The organism is Nocardiopsis endophytica (assembly GCF_027706725.1).
GTDB lineage: Bacteria > Actinomycetota > Actinomycetes > Streptosporangiales > Streptosporangiaceae > Nocardiopsis_A > Nocardiopsis_A endophytica.
In genome coordinates this window covers 42,617-61,262 of the sequence record NZ_JAQFWQ010000037.1, presented here as the reverse complement: position 1 = coordinate 61,262, position 18,646 = coordinate 42,617, and the positions used below count along the sequence as shown (strand labels likewise).

Sequence of the window (18,646 nt, the reverse complement as noted above, 5' to 3'; positions counted from 1 at the left end):
CCCCCGCCGCCCCGCCCGCCTTCGTGCCGTTCCTTATGCGGCCACGGCCTCCGCGTTGTGGGCGGGGGTCAGGGCCAGGTCCAGGACCTCGCGCACGTCGGCCACGGCGTGCACCTCCAGTTCCTCCAGGACGTCGTCGGGGACGTCGTCCAGGTCGGGCTCGTTCCTGGCCGGGATCAGCACCGTGGTGATGCCCGCCCTGTGCGCGGCCAGCAGCTTCTGCTTCACCCCGCCGATGGGCAGCACCCGGCCGGTCAGGGACACCTCGCCGGTCATGGCCACGTCGGAGCGGGCCGGGCGGCCGGACAGGAGCGAGGCCAGCGCCGTGGTCATGGTCACCCCGGCGCTGGGGCCGTCCTTGGGGGTGGCCCCCGCCGGGACGTGGACGTGCACGCCGCGGTCCTTGAGGTCGCCCACCGGCAGCTCCAGCTCCGCGCCGCGCGAGCGCAGGAAGGACAGGGCGATCTGGGCCGACTCCTTCATCACGTCGCCGAGCTGCCCGGTGAGGGTGACCCCGCTCGCCCCCGACTCCGGGTCGGCCAGGGAGGCCTCCACGAACAGCACGTCCCCGCCCGCGCCGGTGACGGCCAGGCCGGTGGCGACCCCCGGCACGGAGGTGCGCTCGGCCGACTCCGGGGTGTGCCGGGGCCGCCCCAGGTAGCCGGTCAGGTCCTCGGCGCCGACGGCCACCGGCAGGTGCCCGCTCTCCAGCGCCTCCTGCGCGGCGACCTTGCGCAGCACCCGGGCGATGGCCCGCTCCAGGCCGCGCACCCCCGCCTCGCGGGTGTACTCGGCGGCCAGGCGGCGCAGCGCCCCGTCGTCGAACGCCACCTCGCCGGCGTCCAGCCCGGCCTTGTCGAGCTGCCGGGGCAGCAGGTGGTCGCGGGCGATGGAGACCTTCTCCCGCTCGGTGTAGCCGTCCAGCTCCACCAGTTCCATCCGGTCCAGCAGCGGCCCGGGGATCGTCTCCAGGCTGTTGGCGGTGGCCAGGAACACCACGTCCGACAGGTCGAGGTCGACCTCCAGGTAGTGGTCGCGGAAGGTGTGGTTCTGCGCCGGGTCGAGCACCTCCAGCAGGGCCGAGGTGGGGTCGCCGCGGAAGTCGGCGCCGACCTTGTCGATCTCGTCCAGCAGGACCACCGGGTTCATCGACCCGGACTCGCGGATCGCCCGCACGATGCGCCCCGGCATGGCGCCCACGTAGGTGCGCCGGTGGCCGCGGATCTCGGCCTCGTCGCGGACGCCGCCCAGGGCCACGCGGGTGAACGTGCGGCCCATGGCGCGGGCGACCGACTCGCCGAGCGAGGTCTTGCCGACCCCGGGCGGCCCGACCAGCGCGAGCACGGCGCCGCTGCGGCGCCCGCCGACCACGCCCAGGCCGCGCTCGTCGCGGCGCTTGCGCACCGCCAGGTACTCGGTGATGCGGTCCTTGACGTCGTCGAGGCCGGTGTGGTCGGCGTCCAGGACGCCGCGCGCCCCGGCGATGTCGTAGGAGTCGTCGGTGCGCTCGTTCCACGGCATGTCGAGCACCGTGTCGAGCCAGGTGCGGATCCACCCGGACTCGGGCGAGGAGTCCCCGGCGCGCTCCAGCTTGTCGACCTCCTCCAGCGCGGCCTTGCGCACGTGGTCGGGCAGGTCGGCGGCCTCGACGCGCTCCCGGTAGTCGTCCTCCTCGCTGCCGGGGCGGCCGTCCAGCTCGTTGAGCTCCTTGCGGATGGCCTCCATCTGGCGGCGCAGCAGGAACTCGCGCTGCTGCTTGTCGACGCCCTCCTGGACGTCCTTGTCGATGGTCTCGGCGACGTCCAGCTCGGCGAGCGCCTCGCGGGTCCACTCGGTCAGCAGGCGCAGCCGCTCGGCCACGTCGTAGGTCTCCAGCAGCCGCAGCTTCTGCTCGGTGGTCAGGAACGGCGAGTACCCGCCGCGGTCGGCCAGGCGGGCCGGGTCGTCGGTCTGCTGGATGGTGTCGATCGCCTGCCAGGCGCCCCGCTTCTGCAGGTAGGAGGCGGCCAGGCCCTTGTACTCGCGGGCCAGCTCGGTCACCTTGCCGGGGTGGCCGCCCTCGGGGGCCTGGTCGGAGTGCACCTCGGCCGAGACCCACAGCGCGGCGCCGGGGCCGGTGGTGCCGCTGCCGACGCGTGCGCGGGCGGTGCCGCGCAGCACGGCCGCGGGGTCGCCCTGGGGCGTGCGGCCGACCTGCTCGACGACGGCCACCGTCCCGGTCCCGGTGTGGCTGCCGTCGATGCGCGGAACGATGAGCACCCGCGGCTTGCTCTGGGAGCGGATACCGGGGACCTGGGCGCCGCCGTCGTGTCCGGCGCGCGCGGCGTCGATGGCGGCGCGGACCTCGGAATCGGAGATGTCCACCGGCACGACCATGCCGGGGAGGACGACGTCGTCGTCGAGGGGGAGCACCGGCAGGGTGACGCCGGTCTGCGCTTCAGTCATCGGACCCTCCTTGTTGAGTCACTATCACTCAATAAAGAAGAGTCCGGTTTTCTTCCCGGGCGCCCGTTCGCCGTGAGCGATCACCTCCGGACCCGGGAGGAAGCGCCCCGGCCGCCGCCCGTTCCCCGGCGGTCGGCGGCCGCCGCCCCTCCTCCCACCCCAAAGCGAACGAAGCGGGATGGTCGGACCAATGTGACCTGAACCACGCCCCCTCACCCCTTCTGACCTGCACCGTAACTGAACCGTTGCGGACGGGGGACGTCCGCGCTCTGGACATCGGCGCCCCGGGCGACTTGGATCGGTGGTCCCGGTCTATACCAGTTCCGGGCGTCCATGGAGGTGCGCATGGCCCCGTCCCCGACCCCGACGACGACGTCCCCGCGCGCGCGGCGCTCGGCCCCGGCCGCCGCGCGGCGCCCCGCCCGTGCGGCCGGAGCCGCCCTGCTGCCCCTCGTCCTGCTGGCGTCCGGCTGCGGCTACCTCGCCGGGGAGACCGGCGGCGGCGGGGCCGACCCCGACTCCGCGGCCTGCGAGCCCTACGCCCAGTGGCAGGACATCGGCGGCACCGTGGAGATGTACGGGTCCATCCGCGACGAGGAGGGCGAGCGGCTGCGGCAGGCCTGGCAGGAGTTCAGCGACTGCACCGGCATCACCATCGACTACGAGGGCAGCGGCGAGTTCGAGGCGCAGATCCAGGTCAAGGTGGACGGCGGCAACGCCCCGGACATCGCGATCTTCCCCCAGCCCGGCCTGCTCGCCCGGTTCGTCGAGTCCGGCGACGCGCTGCCGCTGCCCGAGGGCGCCGCGGACCTGGCCCGGGAGGGCTGGACCGAGGACTGGCTCTCCTACGTGGAGCACGACGGAGAGCTGTACGCGAGCCCGCAGGCCTCCAACGTGAAGTCGCTGGTCTGGTACTCGCCCACGGTGTTCGAGGAGAACGGCTACGAGATCCCGCAGACCTGGGACGAGATGACCGAACTGTCCGACGCCATGGCCGGTGACGGGCTCAAGCCCTGGTGCGCCGGCATCGAGTCGGGCGAGGCCACCGGCTGGCCCGCCACCGACTGGCTGGAGAACGCGGTGCTGCGGGAGCACGGCCCCGAGGTCTACGACCAGTGGGTCGAGCACGAGATCCCGTTCGACGACCCGAAGATCGTGGAGTCGCTGGAGCGGGTCGACGGCATCCTGCGCAACCCCGACTACGTCAACGGCGGCCACGGCGGCGTCAAGTCCATCGCCACCACCTCCCAGCAGGACGCCGGGCTTCCGGTGAACGAGGGCGAGTGCGGCATGTACATGATGGGCTCCTTCTACGCCGCCAACTGGCCCGAGGACACCGACATCTCCGAGAACGGCGACATCTACGCCTTCAACCTGCCCGCCATCGACGAGGAGGTCGGCACCCCGATCGTCGGCGGCGGCGAGTTCGCCGCGGCCTTCACCGACCGGCCCGAGGTCGTGGCCGTGCAGGAGTACCTGGCCACCGTGGAGTTCGCGGACAGCCGCGCCTCCCTGGGCCGCTGGTTCTCCGCGCACCGGGACGCCGACCTGGAGCTGCTGGAGAACCCCATCGACCGGCTCTCCGCCGAGCTGCTGCGCGACCCCGAGGTGGTGTTCCGCTGGGACGGCGGCGACAACATGCCCGCCGAGGTCGGCTCGGGCACGTTCTGGCGCGGGATGACCGACTGGATCAACGGCAAGGGCAACGAGGAGACGCTCGCCTACATCGAGGACTCCTGGAGCGAGTAGAAAGAGCGCCGGCGCGATGGGATTCGACCTCCTCTCCGAACTGCCCAAGCTGCTCTGGCTGGTGATCGGGGTCGCGGGCTTCCTGGCGGTGTTCGGGGTGCTGCTGGTCGCCGTGGACGGCGGCCCGAGCACCCGCCGGGAGTGGTGGCAGGCGGCCTGCTTCCTCGGCCCGGCGGGCCTGCTCCTGCTGGTCGGCCTGGTCTACCCGGTGGTGCGCACCACCGTCCTGTCCTTCATGGACGGGCCCGGGCAGGCCTGGGTGGGGCTGCGCAACTACGCCTGGATGTTCACCCGCCCCGAGATCCTGGTGGTGCTGCGCAACACCCTGCTCTGGGTGCTCATCGCCCCGGCGCTGGCCACCGCCACCGGGCTGGTGTACGCGGTGCTGGTGGACCGCGCCCGCTACGAGTCGCTCGCCAAGTCGCTGCTGTTCATGCCGATGGCGATCTCCTTCGTCGGGGCGAGCATCATCTGGAAGTTCGTCTACGCGCACCGCCCGGCCGAGTCCGACCAGATCGGGGTGCTCAACCAGGTCTGGACCATGCTGGGCGGCGAGCCCCGGCTGTGGCTGCTGGACCAGCCGCTCAACACGCTGCTGCTGATCGTGGTCCTGATCTGGATCCAGGCCGGGTTCGCCATGGTCATCCTGTCCGCGGCGATCAAGGCGATCCCCGTGGAGATCATCGAGGCCGCCAGGATCGACGGGGTGTCGCCGCTGCAGCTGTTCTGGCGGGTCACCCTCCCGATGATCTGGCCGACGGTGGCGGTCGTGCTGATCACCATCTCGGTGCAGACCCTGAAGGTGTTCGACATCGTCCGCACCGTCACCGGCGGCCAGTTCTCCACCTCGGTCATCGCCAACGAGATGTACAACCAGGCGTTCCGCTACGGCGAGCTGGGACAGGGGTCGGCGCTGGCGGTGTTCCTGTTCGTGCTGGTGGTCCCGCTCGTGCTGATCCAGATCCGCAGCACCCGGCGCTCCAGGGAGGCCCAGTGACCCCGACCCGCACGGACCCCGGCGGCCGCTCCCCGGACCGGCGCGGCCCCGCCCCCCAGGCCGCCCGGGTGCGCGCCCGCCTCTCCGGCGCGGCCGGCAGCGCGGCGGCGATCGCCATCGCGGTGCTGTGGACGCTGCCCACCGCCGGGCTGCTCATCTCCTCGTTCCGGCCCGAGGAGCAGATCAAGACGACCGGCTGGTGGACCGTCCCGCTCGACCCCGAGTTCACCCTGCGCAACTACGCCGACGTGCTCTTCGGCAGCTCCAGCGACGGACGCCTGGCCAGCTACTTCGTCAACTCCTTCACCATCGCGGTGCCGACGATGGTGTTCGTGGTGCTGCTGGCGGCCATGGCCGCCTACGCCCTGGCGTGGATGCGCTTCCCCGGGCGGGACTGGCTGTTCATCGGCGTGTTCGCGCTGCAGATCGTGCCGCTGCAGATGTCGCTGGTGCCGCTGCTGCGGCTGTTCTCCGACGGGGTGGCGATCGGCACGACCACCGTGGTGCCGCCGCTGGACCTGCCCGGCGCCTTCCAGTTCACCAACGTGTGGATCGCGCACACCATGTTCGGCCTGCCGCTGGGCATCTTCCTGATGCACAACTTCATCTCCCGGCTGCCCTCCAGCATCATCGAGGCGGCGCGCGCCGACGGCGCCGGGCACGGCACGATCTTCCGGCGCATCGTGCTGCCGCTGACCGTCCCGGCGCTGGTGTCGCTGGCCATCTTCCAGTTCCTGTGGGTGTGGAACGACCTGCTGGTGGCGCTGATCTTCGCGGGCGGCAGCATCGACGTGGCGCCGCTGACCGTGCGCCTGGCCGAACTGGCCGGGACCCGCGGCAACGAGTGGCAGCGGCTCACGGCGGGGGCGTTCGTGTCGATGGTGGTGCCGCTGCTGGTGTTCTTCTCCCTGCAGCGGTACTTCGCCCGGGGCCTGATGGCCGGGAGCATGAAGGGCTGACCCCGCCTCGCGATGGTCTCGACGGTCGTGCCGCCGTTGCGGCGGATTCGACGGCGCTCTCGTCGGGACCATCGCCGAGGGGGCGGGTCAGCGCACCAGCCCCGAGCGGTAGGCGATCACCACGAGCTGGGCGCGGTCGCGCGCGTGCAGCTTGACCATGGCGCGGCTGACGTGGGTGCGGGCGGTGGCGGGGCTGACGAACAGCCGCTCGGCGATCTCGCCGTTGCTCAGCCCCTCCCCCACCAGGGCCAGGACCTCCCGCTCCCGCTCGGTCAGGCCGCTCAGGTCGGGGCGGGGCCCCTCCCCCGAGGGGGAGCTGGAGGCGAAGGCGGAGATGACCCGGCGGGTGACCGAGGGCGACAGCAGCGACTCGCCCTCGGAGGCCAGCCGGATCGCGCGCAGCAGGTCCTCGGGCGGGCTGTCCTTGATGAGGAACCCGGCGGCCCCGGAGCGCAGCGCCTCGAAGACGTACTCGTCCAGTTCGAAGGTGGTCAGCACCACCACGCGGGTACCGGACAGCTCCGGGTCGGCGGCGATCTCCTTCAGCGCCCGGATGCCGTCCACATCGGGCATGCGCACGTCCATCAGCAGCACATCGGGGTGCTCCCTGCGGGCGAGCTCGACCGCCTCCCGGCCGTCGGCGGCCTCCCCGGCCACCTCCAGGCCGTCCTCCTCCTCGATGAGCACGCGCAGCCCCATGCGCACCAGCGCCTGGTCGTCGGCCAACGCCACCCGCACCGTGCCGCTCACCGGCCGCTCCGCGGCGCGCCCAGGGGAAGCCGGGCGCGGACGGCGAACCCGCCGTCCGGGCGGGGGCCGGCGTGCAGGTTGCCGCCGACGGCCCGCGCGCGCTCGCGCATCCCGGCGATGCCGCTGCCCTCCGCAGGGCCCGGCCCCGCGATGCGCGGCCCGTCGTCCTCGATCTCCACCGCGACCTCCCCGCGTTCGTAGGCGATGCGCACCGACGCGGACGCCCCCGGGGCGTGCCGTGCCACGTTCGTCAGCGCCTCCTGCACGATCCTGTAGGCGGCGTGGTCCACCGCGGCCGGGGGCACCGCCTGCTCCCCCTCAGTGTGCACCTCCACGGAGACACCCGCCGACGCCATCCCGGCGGCGAGGTCGCCGACCCGGTCGAGGCCGGGCAGCGGGGCGCGGTCCCCGGCCGTGCCGGCGGCGCCCTCGCGGAACACCGCCAGGGTCCCGCGCAGCTCCTCCAGGGCGTCCTTGCTGGTGCGGCGGATCGCGTCCAGGGACTCGCGGGCCCGGTCGGGCCGCTTGTCCAGCACGTGCATGGCGACCCCGGCCTGCATGTTGATCACCGACAGGCTGTGCCCGACGACGTCGTGCACCTCGCGCGCGATGCGCAGCCGCTCCTCGTAGGCCGAGCGGCGCAGCGCCTGGTCGTGCTCGCGGCGGCGGCCCTCCCTGCGGCCCCGGACGGTCGCGCCCAGCGCGGCGGCCGCCACCATCATCGCGGTGTAGGGGATGAACAGCAGGTAGGTGTCGGCCTCCAGCAGCCCCAGGTAGGACTGATCGAAGCGCACGGTGAGCAGCAGCGGGAGCCCGGCGGCGGTCCAGGGCAGCCACTCGCGCGGGGCCATGCGCGAGGCCATGGTGTACAGGGTGAGCAGCATCCCGGCGAGGATCGGGCCGTGGAACCCGGCCGCGCCGACGAAGACCGTGCAGGCCGCAGCAGAGGCGACGAAGGCCGAGCGGGGCCAGATCCTGCGCAGTGCGACGCAGACGGCGACGGCGGCCACGCACACCAGCGGCAGGACGGGCAGGTCGATATCGGCCCACGGCGGCGGCCCCGCGCCGGGGCCGAAGCCGTCCGGCGGGCCGGGCGGCCCGTTCCCGGGCCCACGCTCCCACGGGGGCCCAGCGGCCTTGGCGGCCAGCGCCATGGTCCCGGCGATCGCCAGCAGCAGCCCCAGGGGGACGTCGAGGGCGAGCTTGCGGCCGGCCCCGGGGCCGAAGGCGGCGCGGAGGCGTTCGAGGAAGGGCGTCACATCGGTGACGTTAGCCCGCGTGGGCCGGGGCGGTCATCGGCCGCCGTGCGTAGAGCGCGTCGTCCCGGCTGCGTAGACGCGAAGACGCGCCCGGGGCGACGACCGCGACGCGCGCGCCGGGAGAGCGTGGGGCCATGAACACGATCGCATTCGCCTCGGCCGCCGCGGCGGCACACGGCCCGCCCCACGGTCCGCCCTGGGCGGGGTCGCCGCCGCCGTTCGTCCCGTTCATTGGAGTCGCCATGTTCCTCCTGCTTCTGCTGCTGACCGCCTTCGCCGTATTCCTGCTGATGCGTGCCAAGGGCCACCGCCCGCCGTGGGCCGGCGCCGCCCCCGAGCCGCCCGAGACCGCCGCCCGCCGGGTGCTGGCCGAGCGGTTCGCCAAGGGCGACATCACCGTCGAGGAGTTCATGGAGCGCGCGAGCGCCCTGAACTGGAACCCGGGCCAGGACGCCAAGAAGGGGCGGACGTGACCGCCCAGGCGGCCACCCTTCGGCCGTCGGGCGCCGCGCGCGCCCGGCGGCTGCCGCAGGGATGGCGCAAGACGGCGCTCAGCCTGCACGTGGTCACCTCCGTGGGCTGGCTCGGCGTGCACGGGAGCATGCTCGCGCTGGCGGTCGCGGCCGCCGCCGATCCGGGGGTGCGCACCGAGGCGCTGGGCGCGGCCGGGCTGCTGTCGGGGATGCTGGTGCTGCCGCTGAGCCTGACGGCGGCGGGCACGGGTCTGCTGCTGGCCCTGGGGACGCCGTGGGGGCTGTTCCGGCACACGTGGGTGGCGGCCAAGCTGGTGCTGACGCTGATCCTGGTGGCCGGCTCCAACCTGAGCATCGGGCCGATGGTCCGCGAGCTGGCCGCCGACCCCGGTGCGGCGGGCGGGGCCGGGACGACGCAGGCGATCGGGGCGCTGTCGGTGTCGTTCACCGTGCTGCTGGCGACGGTACTGCTGTCGACGGTGAAGCCGTTCGGGCGCCTCCGCGTCCCGGGCCGCGGGCGCGCGGTTCCTCGGGCCGGCCACGGATGATTCAGGATTCAACCAGCTCAGTGCGTGACAGGACCGCGATTCGGCGGAGAGGGCGGCCGAATCCGGTCGCCGTGCGTGTGATGTCGGTCACCCGGCGATGGTGAGACTGCGCCGGGTGACCTTCGCGTACGCGTGCTTTGCGCAGCTCAGGACCATTGGCCCCACAAGCCCCGTTTCCATCCCGCGCCCCTTTCGATGCACAACGCACACGCGGCGGCGTGCGGTTCCGGCGCCGGGGATGTCTAGGGTCGCTGTATCGGATCACGGCCGCCGGCGCCCGCCCGGCCCTCCCTCACGCATTGTGGAGCCTCCCCGCCATGACCGCACTCCGCGACGCCTCCGAAGCGGACCCGGCGAGGTTCATCGAGATGTACACGACGCATTTCGGCGACCTCGTCGTCTTCCTGATGGCCCGCACCGACGTCGGCCGCCACGGCGCCGAGGACCTCGCCCAAGAGGTCATGCTGCGCGCCTGGCGGTTCCTGCCCCGGCTCGCCGGCGGGGCCGACGAGCTCGGCCCGTGGCTGCGCACGGTCGCGCGCCGGGTGGCCATCGACGCCGACCGGGCCCGCCGCGCCCGCCCCGACGAGGTGTCCTACGGCGCGGACCGCGGACCGGTGGAGGAGGCCGCGGTCACCGAGGACGAGAGCGACCGCGTCGTCGAGCGGATGGCCCTGCGCCGCCCGGTCCAGCGGCTGGCCGCCAAGCACCGGCGGGCCGTCGAGCTGGTCTACCTGCAGGACAAGGAGATGAAGGCCGCGGCGCACGAGCTGGGCGTGCCGGTGGGCACGGTGAAGTCCCGCTGCCACTACGCCCTGCGCACCCTGCGCGCCGACCAGGAGCTCGCGGCGGCCTGCTGACCGCCCTCCCCCGACCGCCCGCGCGGCGCCGAAAACCCAGAGGGTGCGGTCGCCCCCCCGTCCCGTTAGAGTCGCGCCCATGGCACGGAAGCGTCGACCGAAGGACCCCTCACTGGGCGGAACGTTCGTGATCCTCCTCGGCTCGCTGGTGGTGCTGGGCGTACTCCTGCCCGCCCTCCCGGCCGGGGCGCAGCACTTCTGGGAGCACTTCCGGGGCACCTCCACCGGCATCCCCGGAGTGTTGGAGCTCGATGGGGAGGTCGGCGTCCGCAAGCCCCACAAGCCCGGCGCCGAGGCGCCGGACGGGCCGTGCAAGGGCACCTTCACCGCCGACGACGGGGAGGTCTACAAGGGCGTCCACGCGGCCGTGCCCGGTGACTGCGAGGCGGGCGCCGTCTACGAGGACGCCCGCCTGGTCCCGAAGAACCCCAGCGCGTGGGTCAACGACGACAAGGACGTCGCCCAGGTCGAGGGCGGGGGCGGCTGGGGCGCGCCGTTCGGCGCGCTGCTCATCGGCACCGCCCTGATCGTCGTCGCCGGGCTCAGCGCCTTCGGCTGCGTCCTGATGATCCGCGACGGGCTGCGCACGGGCTCCTCCCGCCCCGCCCGCCGCCGCTGAACGCCGCCCCTGCGCCGTTGATCTCGGGAAAAGCGCCCCTAAAGGCGGCCCGGAAGCGTCGTTTCCCCCGAGATCAACGAGGGGGCGGCGGTGCGGGGCGCACTGGTGTTGATCTCGGGGAAGTCGGGCTTATCGTGTCCGGTTCAACCCCGGGTTCCCCGAGATCAACGACGAGCGCACCCGCCCGTCCGCGCGGGTTCCTAGGTCGCCGCCGGGTGGCGCAGCGCCACGCGCAGGCCGATCGCCCCGGTGTCCAGGTAGCCGTCCTCCCCGGCGGTCCACTGCCAGCGCGCGGCGCGCGAGGAGCCCAGGGCCACCACCAGCGTGTTCGACGGCAGGGTGCGCACGGCCTCCTCCTCGTCGGGGTCGAGCGGGCGGTAGACCAGCACGGCGTGGCGGCGGTCGGGGTCGCGTGGGCCGGTGATCGGGTCGCCGCCGGTCCCCGGGGTGTCCGGCACGGTCCGGTCGGCGGGCGGCAGGACGTCGCGCAGCCGCTGCCCGTCCTCCACCTCGGAGACCCGCAGCCCGCGCTGGCGCAGGCCGTCGGCGACCACGTCGAGCGCGTCCTCGGCCACCAGGCGGTGCCCGGCGATCGCGAGCAGCCCGTCCAGCCAGGTGAAGTCGACGAACACCTGCTCGCCGCCGTCCTCGTCGGGGGTCAGGCCCAGCCCCACCAGGGTGCCCAGGGTCGAGGAGAGGCCGGTGGCGGTCTGGGTCATCGTGTTGAACTTGACGGCCTGGGTGGCCGACTTGCTCTTCACGTACTGCCAGGTGGTCGCGTCCAGCACCGTCCACGACGACACCGGCGGGGTCGCGTTGGCCGGGACGACGGCCTTGACGCTCTCCCCCGCGGTGAGGATGGCCACCGGGCGGGCGGGCACCTCGGCGGGGGCGTTCACCAGCTCCACCAGGGCCAGCCCGGCGCGGCGCGAGGAGCCGCGGTCGGCCTCGATCCGGTCGGTCACCTCGTCGCGCAGGCGGCGACGGCGGCGGGTGCGCACGAACCGGGGCGGGCGCGGTCTGCGCCACGGCAGCGCGGCGATCTTGCGGAACGGCCACGCCACGGCGGTGAAGATGGGCTTCCAGAACAGCGCGACGACCGTCAGCACGATCAGGACGCCCAGGCCGCCGGCGAGCATCATCGGGTCCAGGTCGCCCATCCGGTCGCGCAGGCCCTTGGGCTGGTCGGCGGCGCCCTCCGACGGGGAGGCGGACGGCGAGGGGGACTCGGCGGGGATGGGGGCCGCCGACGGCGGCACGGGCGGCGAGGGCGGCGGCCCGCCCTGGGCTGCGGCCTGGTCGGCGGCGATGATGCACAGCGGGTCGGTGCCGGTCTGCACGCCCTGGCCATCGGCGTCGTAGGGCAGGACCAGGTGCCAGCCGGGGCGGATGGAGCCGCTGTCGTCCAGCGCCCACCCGTCGGGCTGGGTGCGGCCGGAGTTGAGCTGTTCGATGTCGGAGCTGCGCCGCTCATCTCCGAGCAGGTCCTCGGCCAGCCCGAACAGGCCCCGGGTCTCGTCGGGCGGGACGGTGTAGTACTTGACCTCCCGGCACATGCTGTAGTCGGGCTGGACCGGCTGCGGCTGCTGCACCGGTTCGGGCTCGGGCTCCGGCTCGGGGGTCTCCTCCGGCTCGGGTTCGGGGGTCTCCTCGGGCGGCGGCGCCTCGGCGCTCGTCGACGGCTGTGGGTCGGCCAGCGCGGGCGGGGCGGCGGCGACCGGCACGGCGAGCCCCGCGAGCACGGCGCCGACCAGCGCGGTGGCGCCGATTCCCGCCTGAAGTGCCGTCCGCGTCCCGCTCACTCGCCGCTCCCGAATTGCCCGGATTCCTGGTCACCGCCCCGATGGGGGCGGGTTGGGGGTCCAGGACAGGGTACGGAAACCCGGCGCCGGGGGTTCACTCGGGCGGCGGGGCCGCGGTGACGGAAACCCCACCCGGCGCGCACGGAACGCACCCGGCGCCGCACGCGTCGAAAACCGCTGCGCGGACGCGGATCCCGCCCGAAAGCGGGTGAACCCGGCACGGCGCGCGTCCGTACATGCGCAGTGAACCCCCCGCCCGTAGGGACGGAGCGCGGCCGACCCGGCGGCCGCCCCGACCGACCAGGAGAAGGAGAGCCAGGCGACGTGAGCAGGTCCGAGCGCGAGGCTGAATGGCACATCCTGGGGCATGGAAGCGACCCCGTCCCCTGGACGACCACCGACCCCGACGACCTCAAGGAGCATTTCAGCAAGCTCGCCAGCTCCTGCCGGGTCGCCGCGAGCGACGTTCGGAGCCTGAAGAACGACGAACTCGGCGAGGGCGACGCCATGGACGCCCTCAAGGAGCTGATCGGCCGCCTGCCGGACCTGCTGGACGACGCCGAGGACTCCTACAGCAAGGCCGAGGACGCCTTCCGGATCTGGGGCAACGCCCTGGAGACCGCCCGCGAGCAGAGCTGGGAGATCATCACCGACGCCCAGACCGCCAAGGCGAACGCCAAGGACGAGGAGGAGTGGGAGGACGACAAGAAGGAGGTCTACGCCGACCGCCTCAGCGGCGTCCTCTCCACGATGAACGACGCGGCGGACGACGCCAAGGACAAGCTGAACGACGCCACCCGGGACGGCTGGGACAAGTTCCTGGACGGCTGGAACGGCATCGTCCAGTGGATCGAGGAGAACCCGATCATCTACGCGGTGGCGATGGTCATCCTCGGCATCGTCGCCATCTTCGTCCCGGTCGTCGGCATCATCATCGGCCTGGCCGCGCTGCTGGTGAGCGTCACCAGCCTGTACAACCGCGGCAAGCTCGGCTTCAACCTGGAGACCTTCCTCACCCTCGGGCTGGACCTGCTCTCCGTCATCCCGGGCGTGCGCGCCCTCGCCTCGGCGGGCAAGTTCGGCAACGCCCTCAAGGGCGCCTCCATGGCGGTGACCACGCGGATGGGGACCGTCCGCAACGCCATCTCCGGGATGACGAACAGCGCGCTCAACCGCACGGGCCTGAGCACCGTCACCAACCGCCTGGGCAACACGGCGTCGGCCATCTCGGCGGGCACGTTCCGCAACAGCCCCAAGCTGAGCCTGACCCTCGACGTGGGCATCAGCGCCGGGCGCGACGCCGCCTTCAGCGGCGCCTCCGACGTGATGCTGCAGGCCGCGGGCAACATCGACAGCGGCAACGGCGCGTTCGACAACATCAAGTGGGACAGCGTCGCCTTCAGCACCATCAGCGGTGCGCCCGGCGGGGCCGTGCAGGCCGGGCACGACCACAACGCGTTCAGCGCGGCGGTCGGCGGCGGCGACCTGACCGGCACCCCCTCCACCTCCGGCGACTTCGGCGGGGTGACCAGCGACTTCTCCGGCGACGGGGGATCTGTCAGCACCGGGGACGGGACGACGACCAGCATCAGCGGCGGGTCGGGCGACTCCTCCGGGGGGTCGTCGGCCCCGACCTCCGACGTCTCGTCCTCGGGTTCCACGGTCCCGGACTCCACGTCGGGCGGGGACTTCTCGACCACCGGCGGCGACCTCTCCACGCCGAGCGGGGACTTCTCCACATCGGGCGGGGACTTCTCCACCACCGGCGGGGACTTCTCCACCACCGGCGGGGACCTCTCCACATCGGGCGGAGACTTCTCCACCACCGGGGGAGGCACGGACACCGGCGGGACGGCGGACGTGTCCCCGATCGACACTTCGGCCGGGGACTCCTCCCCCGCCGACGTGTCCGCGAACGACGCGCCCACCCCGGACGGCACCCCCGCCCCGGACCCGGCCGGCGACGGCGGCACCCAGAACACCTCCGAGCCGGGCTTCCCCGACTCCCCCGCACGCGAGGGCGCCGACCAGAGCGCCACGACGGACCTGCCGGACGGCTCCCAGGTGTCCACGCACTTCGACTCCGACGGCGGCGTCCTGGGCACCGACCGCACGGTCACCGACAGCCACGGCAGCGGCTACCAGGTCTCCACCGACAGCGGGTCGGGCACCACCACCGTGCACACCGAGAACCAGGGCACCCCCGGGGTGGACGGGCGCGGCCTGGACGCCCCCGTGGACGCCACCTCCACCACGGTCTCCGACACGGGCATCACCACCGAGGGCGGCCAGGGCTCGTTCACGATGGACACCTCCGACCCGAACGCGCCCGGCGCCTCCTACGACCACACCCCGGCCGCCCTGGACGACGGCACCACGGCGGGGTCGCCCTTCAGCGCCGACCTGTCCCAGCAGGGCCAGGCGGTCCTCACCGGCGGCGACGGGCCCCCGACCACCGTGGACGCGGGGGGCGACGGCTACACGGTCACCCAGGACGGCGGCGGCTCGGTCCACGTCGACTCCGACGGCCAGGCCACGGTGACCGGCGCCGACGGCAGCACCGCGCCCCGCGTGGACGCCTCGGACGGCTCGGTGGCCGTCGACGGGGAGGCCGGCCCGGTCTCGGCCACCCCCCGGCCCGGCGGCGGCACCGACCTGTCCGGGCCCAACGGCCCCCGGGTCGAGGTCCCCGCCGACGCCGACTCCCCCGTCACCGTCACCGGCGACGCCGACCAGACCACCGTCCTGCAGGCGGGCGGCGGGGCCACCGCGGCCCTCGGCGCGGCGGGCGCCGCGCACGCGACCTCCGTTCAGACCCCGGGCGGGACCACCGCCTCCGTCGGCCAGGGCGGCCACCGCGTCCAGTCGCCCAACGGCACGTCGCACAACTACAACGCCGACAGCGGCGGCCTGACCGTCTCCAACGAGAACGGCTCCGCCTCGGTGAACGACGGCGGCGTGCGCGTCCAGCAGGACTCGTCCCTGCCCGGTCACACCACCGACCTCCAGATCCACACGACGCCCGACGGGCCGCAGGGCAACGGCGTGGCCGCGGGCACCCGGATCGACCCGTCCGGGGACGGCGGCACCACCTACACCAACACCCAGTACGACGCGAACCACCAGGCGGTGAACACCAGCTCCGCCACCGGCAACCCGGACGGCAGCGTCACCGCGGGCGCCACCACGGCCTCGCCCGACGGGACCGTGTCCCACCCCGACTTCACGCTGAACCCGGACGGGACGCTGAGCGTTCCGGACGGGCAGGGCGGCACCCACGAGTACGGCGCGGACGGCACGCCCCAGCGGACGGTGCACCCCGACGGGTCGGTCAGCGTTCCCGACGGGCAGGGCGGGGCCCTGCACTACGACTCCAGCGGGTACCCGACACCGGAGACGCACCCGGCACCGCCGCCGCTGGGGGCCGGGCCGGACGGCTCCCCGGTGTTCACCGCCTCCGACGGCACGGTCGTGCGCCCCGGTGACGGCGCCATGTCCCCGGACGGCTGGATCCTGCGGCCGACGGACGGCGGGGTGTCGCTGACCGCGCCGCCGAACGGGTCCGGCGAGACGCTCACGGTCACGCACGGGGCGGACGGGTCGCTCACCATGGACTCGGGCGGCTTCCAGGCCCAGGCAACACCGGACGGGACGACCAGCGCGAGCACGCCCGACGGGCTGCAGGTCGGCCAGAACGACAACGGGCGGCACGCCAGCGACGACCACTACATCAGCACCGTCTCCCCGGACGGGCACGCCGCCACGCACGACGTGGCCGCCCCGGACGGGCGGCCGGTGGCCGAGCACTCCGACGGGCAGGGCACCGCGCACCTGCCGGACGGCACCTCGGTGCACGACGACGGCGGCCCGGGCCGAGTCGAGGTCGGCCCCGGCCAGAACACCACGCTGACCGGGTCGGACGGAACGACCGTCACCGTCCCGGGCGACGGCGGTGCGACGCTCACCGACGGCACGGCCACGGTCTCCGGCGACCGCGACGGCACGGTGAGCGCGCAGACCCCGACCACTTCGACCACCGTCCGGCCGGACGGCGGCGTCGACCAGAGCGCGGGCGGCCTCACCGCCCACACCGACGCCGACGGGGTCACCGTGCAGGACCGGGACAACGGCTTCCGGTTCGAGGCGACCCCGGACGGCGTGCAGGCCACCTCCCAGACCGTGCACGACGCGTCCCCGTCGGACGGGGCCCGCCCGGGTTCGGAGACGGAGGCGCCTGGGACGCAGGGGCGCCCGGTCGTGGACGACGGCCCGTCCATCACGATCGACCGGGACGGTCCGACCCGCGTCCAGCAGCCCGACGAGGCGTCCCCGCACACGGTGCGCTACGACGACCAGGGGCGGCCGTCGGTCGTGGAGGTGCGCCCCGACGGGCCGACCTCGCTTGACCTGCACGCCGACGGGCACGCCCAGGTCAACGGCCCGAACGGGGACACCACGCAGGTGCGCCCGGGGTCGTTCGAGTCCAGCGGGAACCACAACCAGGTCACCGCCGACGGGTCCACCACCCGCATCGAGAACGAGAACGCGCTGCTGGGCGAGAGCACCATCACCCACGGGGGCGACGGCGACGGGCTGGTCAACGTCGACCACAACGGCTACGAGCACAGCTTCAACGGGAACGGGCCGGTCAGCCAGCGCCCGGCCGACGGCGCCGACGGCGGTCCGACACGGTCGAGCCTGACCCGCGAGGGGACCGTGTCCACAGTGGAGCAGACCTACTCGGGGCCGAGGACCGACGGCGGCCGGGTCGAAGTCGACGCCCCGACGATGACCCGGGACACCGAGTCGAGGACGACCGAGGTGGCCCACGACGGGTTCAGCGCCACGCACAGCCAGAGCCCCGACGCGCCCGACGGCACCCCCGGCTCCACGGAGGTGACGGTCCGTCCGAGCGAGAACGCCCCGCAGGTGACGCGCCAGGACAGCGGCCGCGTCACGGTGGAGGGCGACAACCTGCGGGTGGACCGGTCGCCCGAGGCCGACGTGAACGCTCCGGGCGAGTACGTGCAGGATCGGGCCACCCTGACGATCGAACCCTCCGGTGACGGGTCTGGGCCCCGGGTCGAGCGCTCGCCCGACGGAACCATCACCGTCTCCAACGGCGACACGCCGGTACTGACGCAGGAACCGAACCAGGCCCCGACCGGCCCAGACGGCAACCCGCTGACGGACTTCCCCCTCACCGAGAACGGTCGGCGCCTCGACCTCGGCGACGGGCTGTCCATCCGCCCGGGAGCCCTCGACGACACCACGGTCACCTACCGCGACCCCTCGACCGGGGACCGCGTCACCATCGATGTCCGCCCCGACGGCAGGATCGACGTGCGCAGCGGCAACGACCACGTGACCGTGGACGCCGAGGGGATGCCGACCACGACGACCCAGAACGGGCCCGGCAACGAGACCAGGGTCACGCAGGATTCCGACGGGTCGGTTCAGATCCGCGACGAACACCGCAGCGGGGACGGGGTGCAGTCGACGGACGTCGACATCTCCCCCGACAACGCCATGACGGCACTCGACTTCAAGCCCAACTACACGACCGAGGCCAACGTGGCCGAGAGCTGGCGTATCGGTATCGACCCCAACGGGCAGGCCACCACTCTGAACAACCGGCCCGACGGCGAGGAGCCGGTCACCCTGACCCCGGACGGCAACCTGCAGCAGGGAACGGCGACCGCCGACCCGCGGAACGCTTCGCTGAGCGACATCCGGGAATTCCTCTCCAACGCCCGCCTCGAGGCCCTCAAGGCCGGTGCCAACGTCGGCGCCGACCTGCTGGCCAAGCTCATCTGGGCGGGCATCAGCGACGAGTACGAGTTCACCGCGGACAACGTCTACACCGGGGTGGCCCAGATCGCCACGGGAGGCGTCCGCGGCTTCGCCGAAGGCGCCTACGCGAACTCCGGCTACCTGCCCGAGAGCACGGCCGGCCAGACGTTCGCGGGGCAGTTCAACGAGCTCGCGCACCAGCAGATGCGGAACAACCTCTCCCAGGCCTTCCAGGAGCAGTTCGGCCTCACGGACCCGGTCGGGTCGGGGATCGAGTCGGACGCCGAGGCGGTCGAGGAGGGCGAGAGGACCATTACGGTGAACGGCGAAGCGGGAGCCGTCACCACCGAGGACGACCGAGTCGTCACCGGTCCCAGGGACGAGTAGCGCCG

Annotated in this window: 12 protein-coding genes; 8 read left to right on the top strand and 4 right to left on the bottom strand. The window is 73.5% G+C overall.

Translation table 11 applies throughout. The annotated features are described in order from the left end of the window. Positions 1–33: 33 nt before the first annotated feature. Positions 34–2,445, bottom strand: a complete 2,412-nt coding sequence (gene lon, locus O4J56_RS14675) for an endopeptidase La (RefSeq protein ID WP_270686335.1) — start codon at positions 2,443–2,445, stop codon at positions 34–36. Positions 2,446–2,790: 345 nt separating this feature from the next. On the opposite strand from lon, the gene O4J56_RS14670 reads away from it, so the two are divergent. From O4J56_RS14670 to O4J56_RS14660, 3 genes are read left to right on the top strand one after another with little or no spacing between them, the layout of a single operon-like run. Then, on the top strand, positions 2,791–4,194 hold the full coding sequence (locus O4J56_RS14670; RefSeq protein WP_270686334.1) for an ABC transporter substrate-binding protein: 1,404 nt from the start codon (positions 2,791–2,793) through the stop codon (positions 4,192–4,194). Between the two features lie 16 nt (positions 4,195–4,210). Continuing rightward, positions 4,211–5,191: a carbohydrate ABC transporter permease gene (locus O4J56_RS14665; RefSeq protein WP_270686333.1), complete on the top strand. Its 981-nt coding sequence runs from the start codon at positions 4,211–4,213 to the stop codon at positions 5,189–5,191. Continuing rightward, positions 5,188–6,150 carry a carbohydrate ABC transporter permease gene (locus O4J56_RS14660; RefSeq protein ID WP_408639120.1) on the top strand — a complete coding sequence of 321 codons (963 nt, stop codon included), beginning with the start codon at positions 5,188–5,190 and terminating at the stop codon, positions 6,148–6,150. The genes O4J56_RS14665 and O4J56_RS14660 overlap by 4 nt, the downstream gene beginning before the upstream one ends. Positions 6,151–6,237: 87 nt before the next feature. On the opposite strand, the gene O4J56_RS14655 is transcribed toward O4J56_RS14660, so the two are convergent. Beyond that, entirely contained in the window at positions 6,238–6,900 is a 663-nt protein-coding gene (locus tag O4J56_RS14655; protein WP_270686332.1) for a response regulator, read from the bottom strand. Continuing rightward, positions 6,897–8,159, bottom strand: coding sequence for a sensor histidine kinase (locus O4J56_RS14650; RefSeq protein ID WP_270686331.1), 1,263 nt, complete (start codon positions 8,157–8,159; stop codon positions 6,897–6,899). Before O4J56_RS14650 ends, O4J56_RS14655 begins: the two co-directional genes overlap by 4 nt. Before the next feature lie 134 nt (positions 8,160–8,293). On the opposite strand from O4J56_RS14650, the gene O4J56_RS14645 reads away from it, so the two are divergent. The 4 genes from O4J56_RS14645 to O4J56_RS14630 all read left to right on the top strand — a co-directional run bounded on the left by O4J56_RS14645 (position 8,294) and on the right by O4J56_RS14630 (position 10,659). Further along, positions 8,294–8,632, top strand: a complete 339-nt coding sequence (locus O4J56_RS14645; protein WP_270686330.1) for an SHOCT domain-containing protein — start codon at positions 8,294–8,296, stop codon at positions 8,630–8,632. Continuing rightward, on the top strand, positions 8,629–9,180 hold the full coding sequence (locus O4J56_RS14640) for a hypothetical protein (protein WP_270686329.1): 552 nt from the start codon (positions 8,629–8,631) through the stop codon (positions 9,178–9,180). The genes O4J56_RS14645 and O4J56_RS14640 overlap by 4 nt, the downstream gene beginning before the upstream one ends. Positions 9,181–9,497: 317 nt before the next feature. Then, complete coding sequence (locus tag O4J56_RS14635) at positions 9,498–10,040, top strand: sigma-70 family RNA polymerase sigma factor (protein WP_270686328.1); 543 nt, start codon at positions 9,498–9,500, stop codon at positions 10,038–10,040. A gap of 79 nt (positions 10,041–10,119) precedes the next feature. After that, positions 10,120–10,659 carry a hypothetical protein gene (locus O4J56_RS14630; RefSeq protein WP_270686327.1) on the top strand — a complete coding sequence of 180 codons (540 nt, stop codon included), beginning with the start codon at positions 10,120–10,122 and terminating at the stop codon, positions 10,657–10,659. Between the two features lie 200 nt (positions 10,660–10,859). Here O4J56_RS14630 and O4J56_RS14625 read toward each other — a convergent pair whose 3' ends face one another. Next, positions 10,860–12,461, bottom strand: a complete 1,602-nt coding sequence (locus O4J56_RS14625) for a hypothetical protein (RefSeq protein WP_270686326.1) — start codon at positions 12,459–12,461, stop codon at positions 10,860–10,862. A 324-nt stretch (positions 12,462–12,785) separates the two neighbouring features. Between O4J56_RS14625 and O4J56_RS14620 the strand changes: the two genes are divergently transcribed. Beyond that, a complete protein-coding gene (locus tag O4J56_RS14620; protein WP_270686325.1) occupies positions 12,786–18,641 on the top strand; it encodes a beta strand repeat-containing protein in 5,856 nt (1,951 codons plus the stop codon). Positions 18,642–18,646 lie beyond the last annotated feature (5 nt).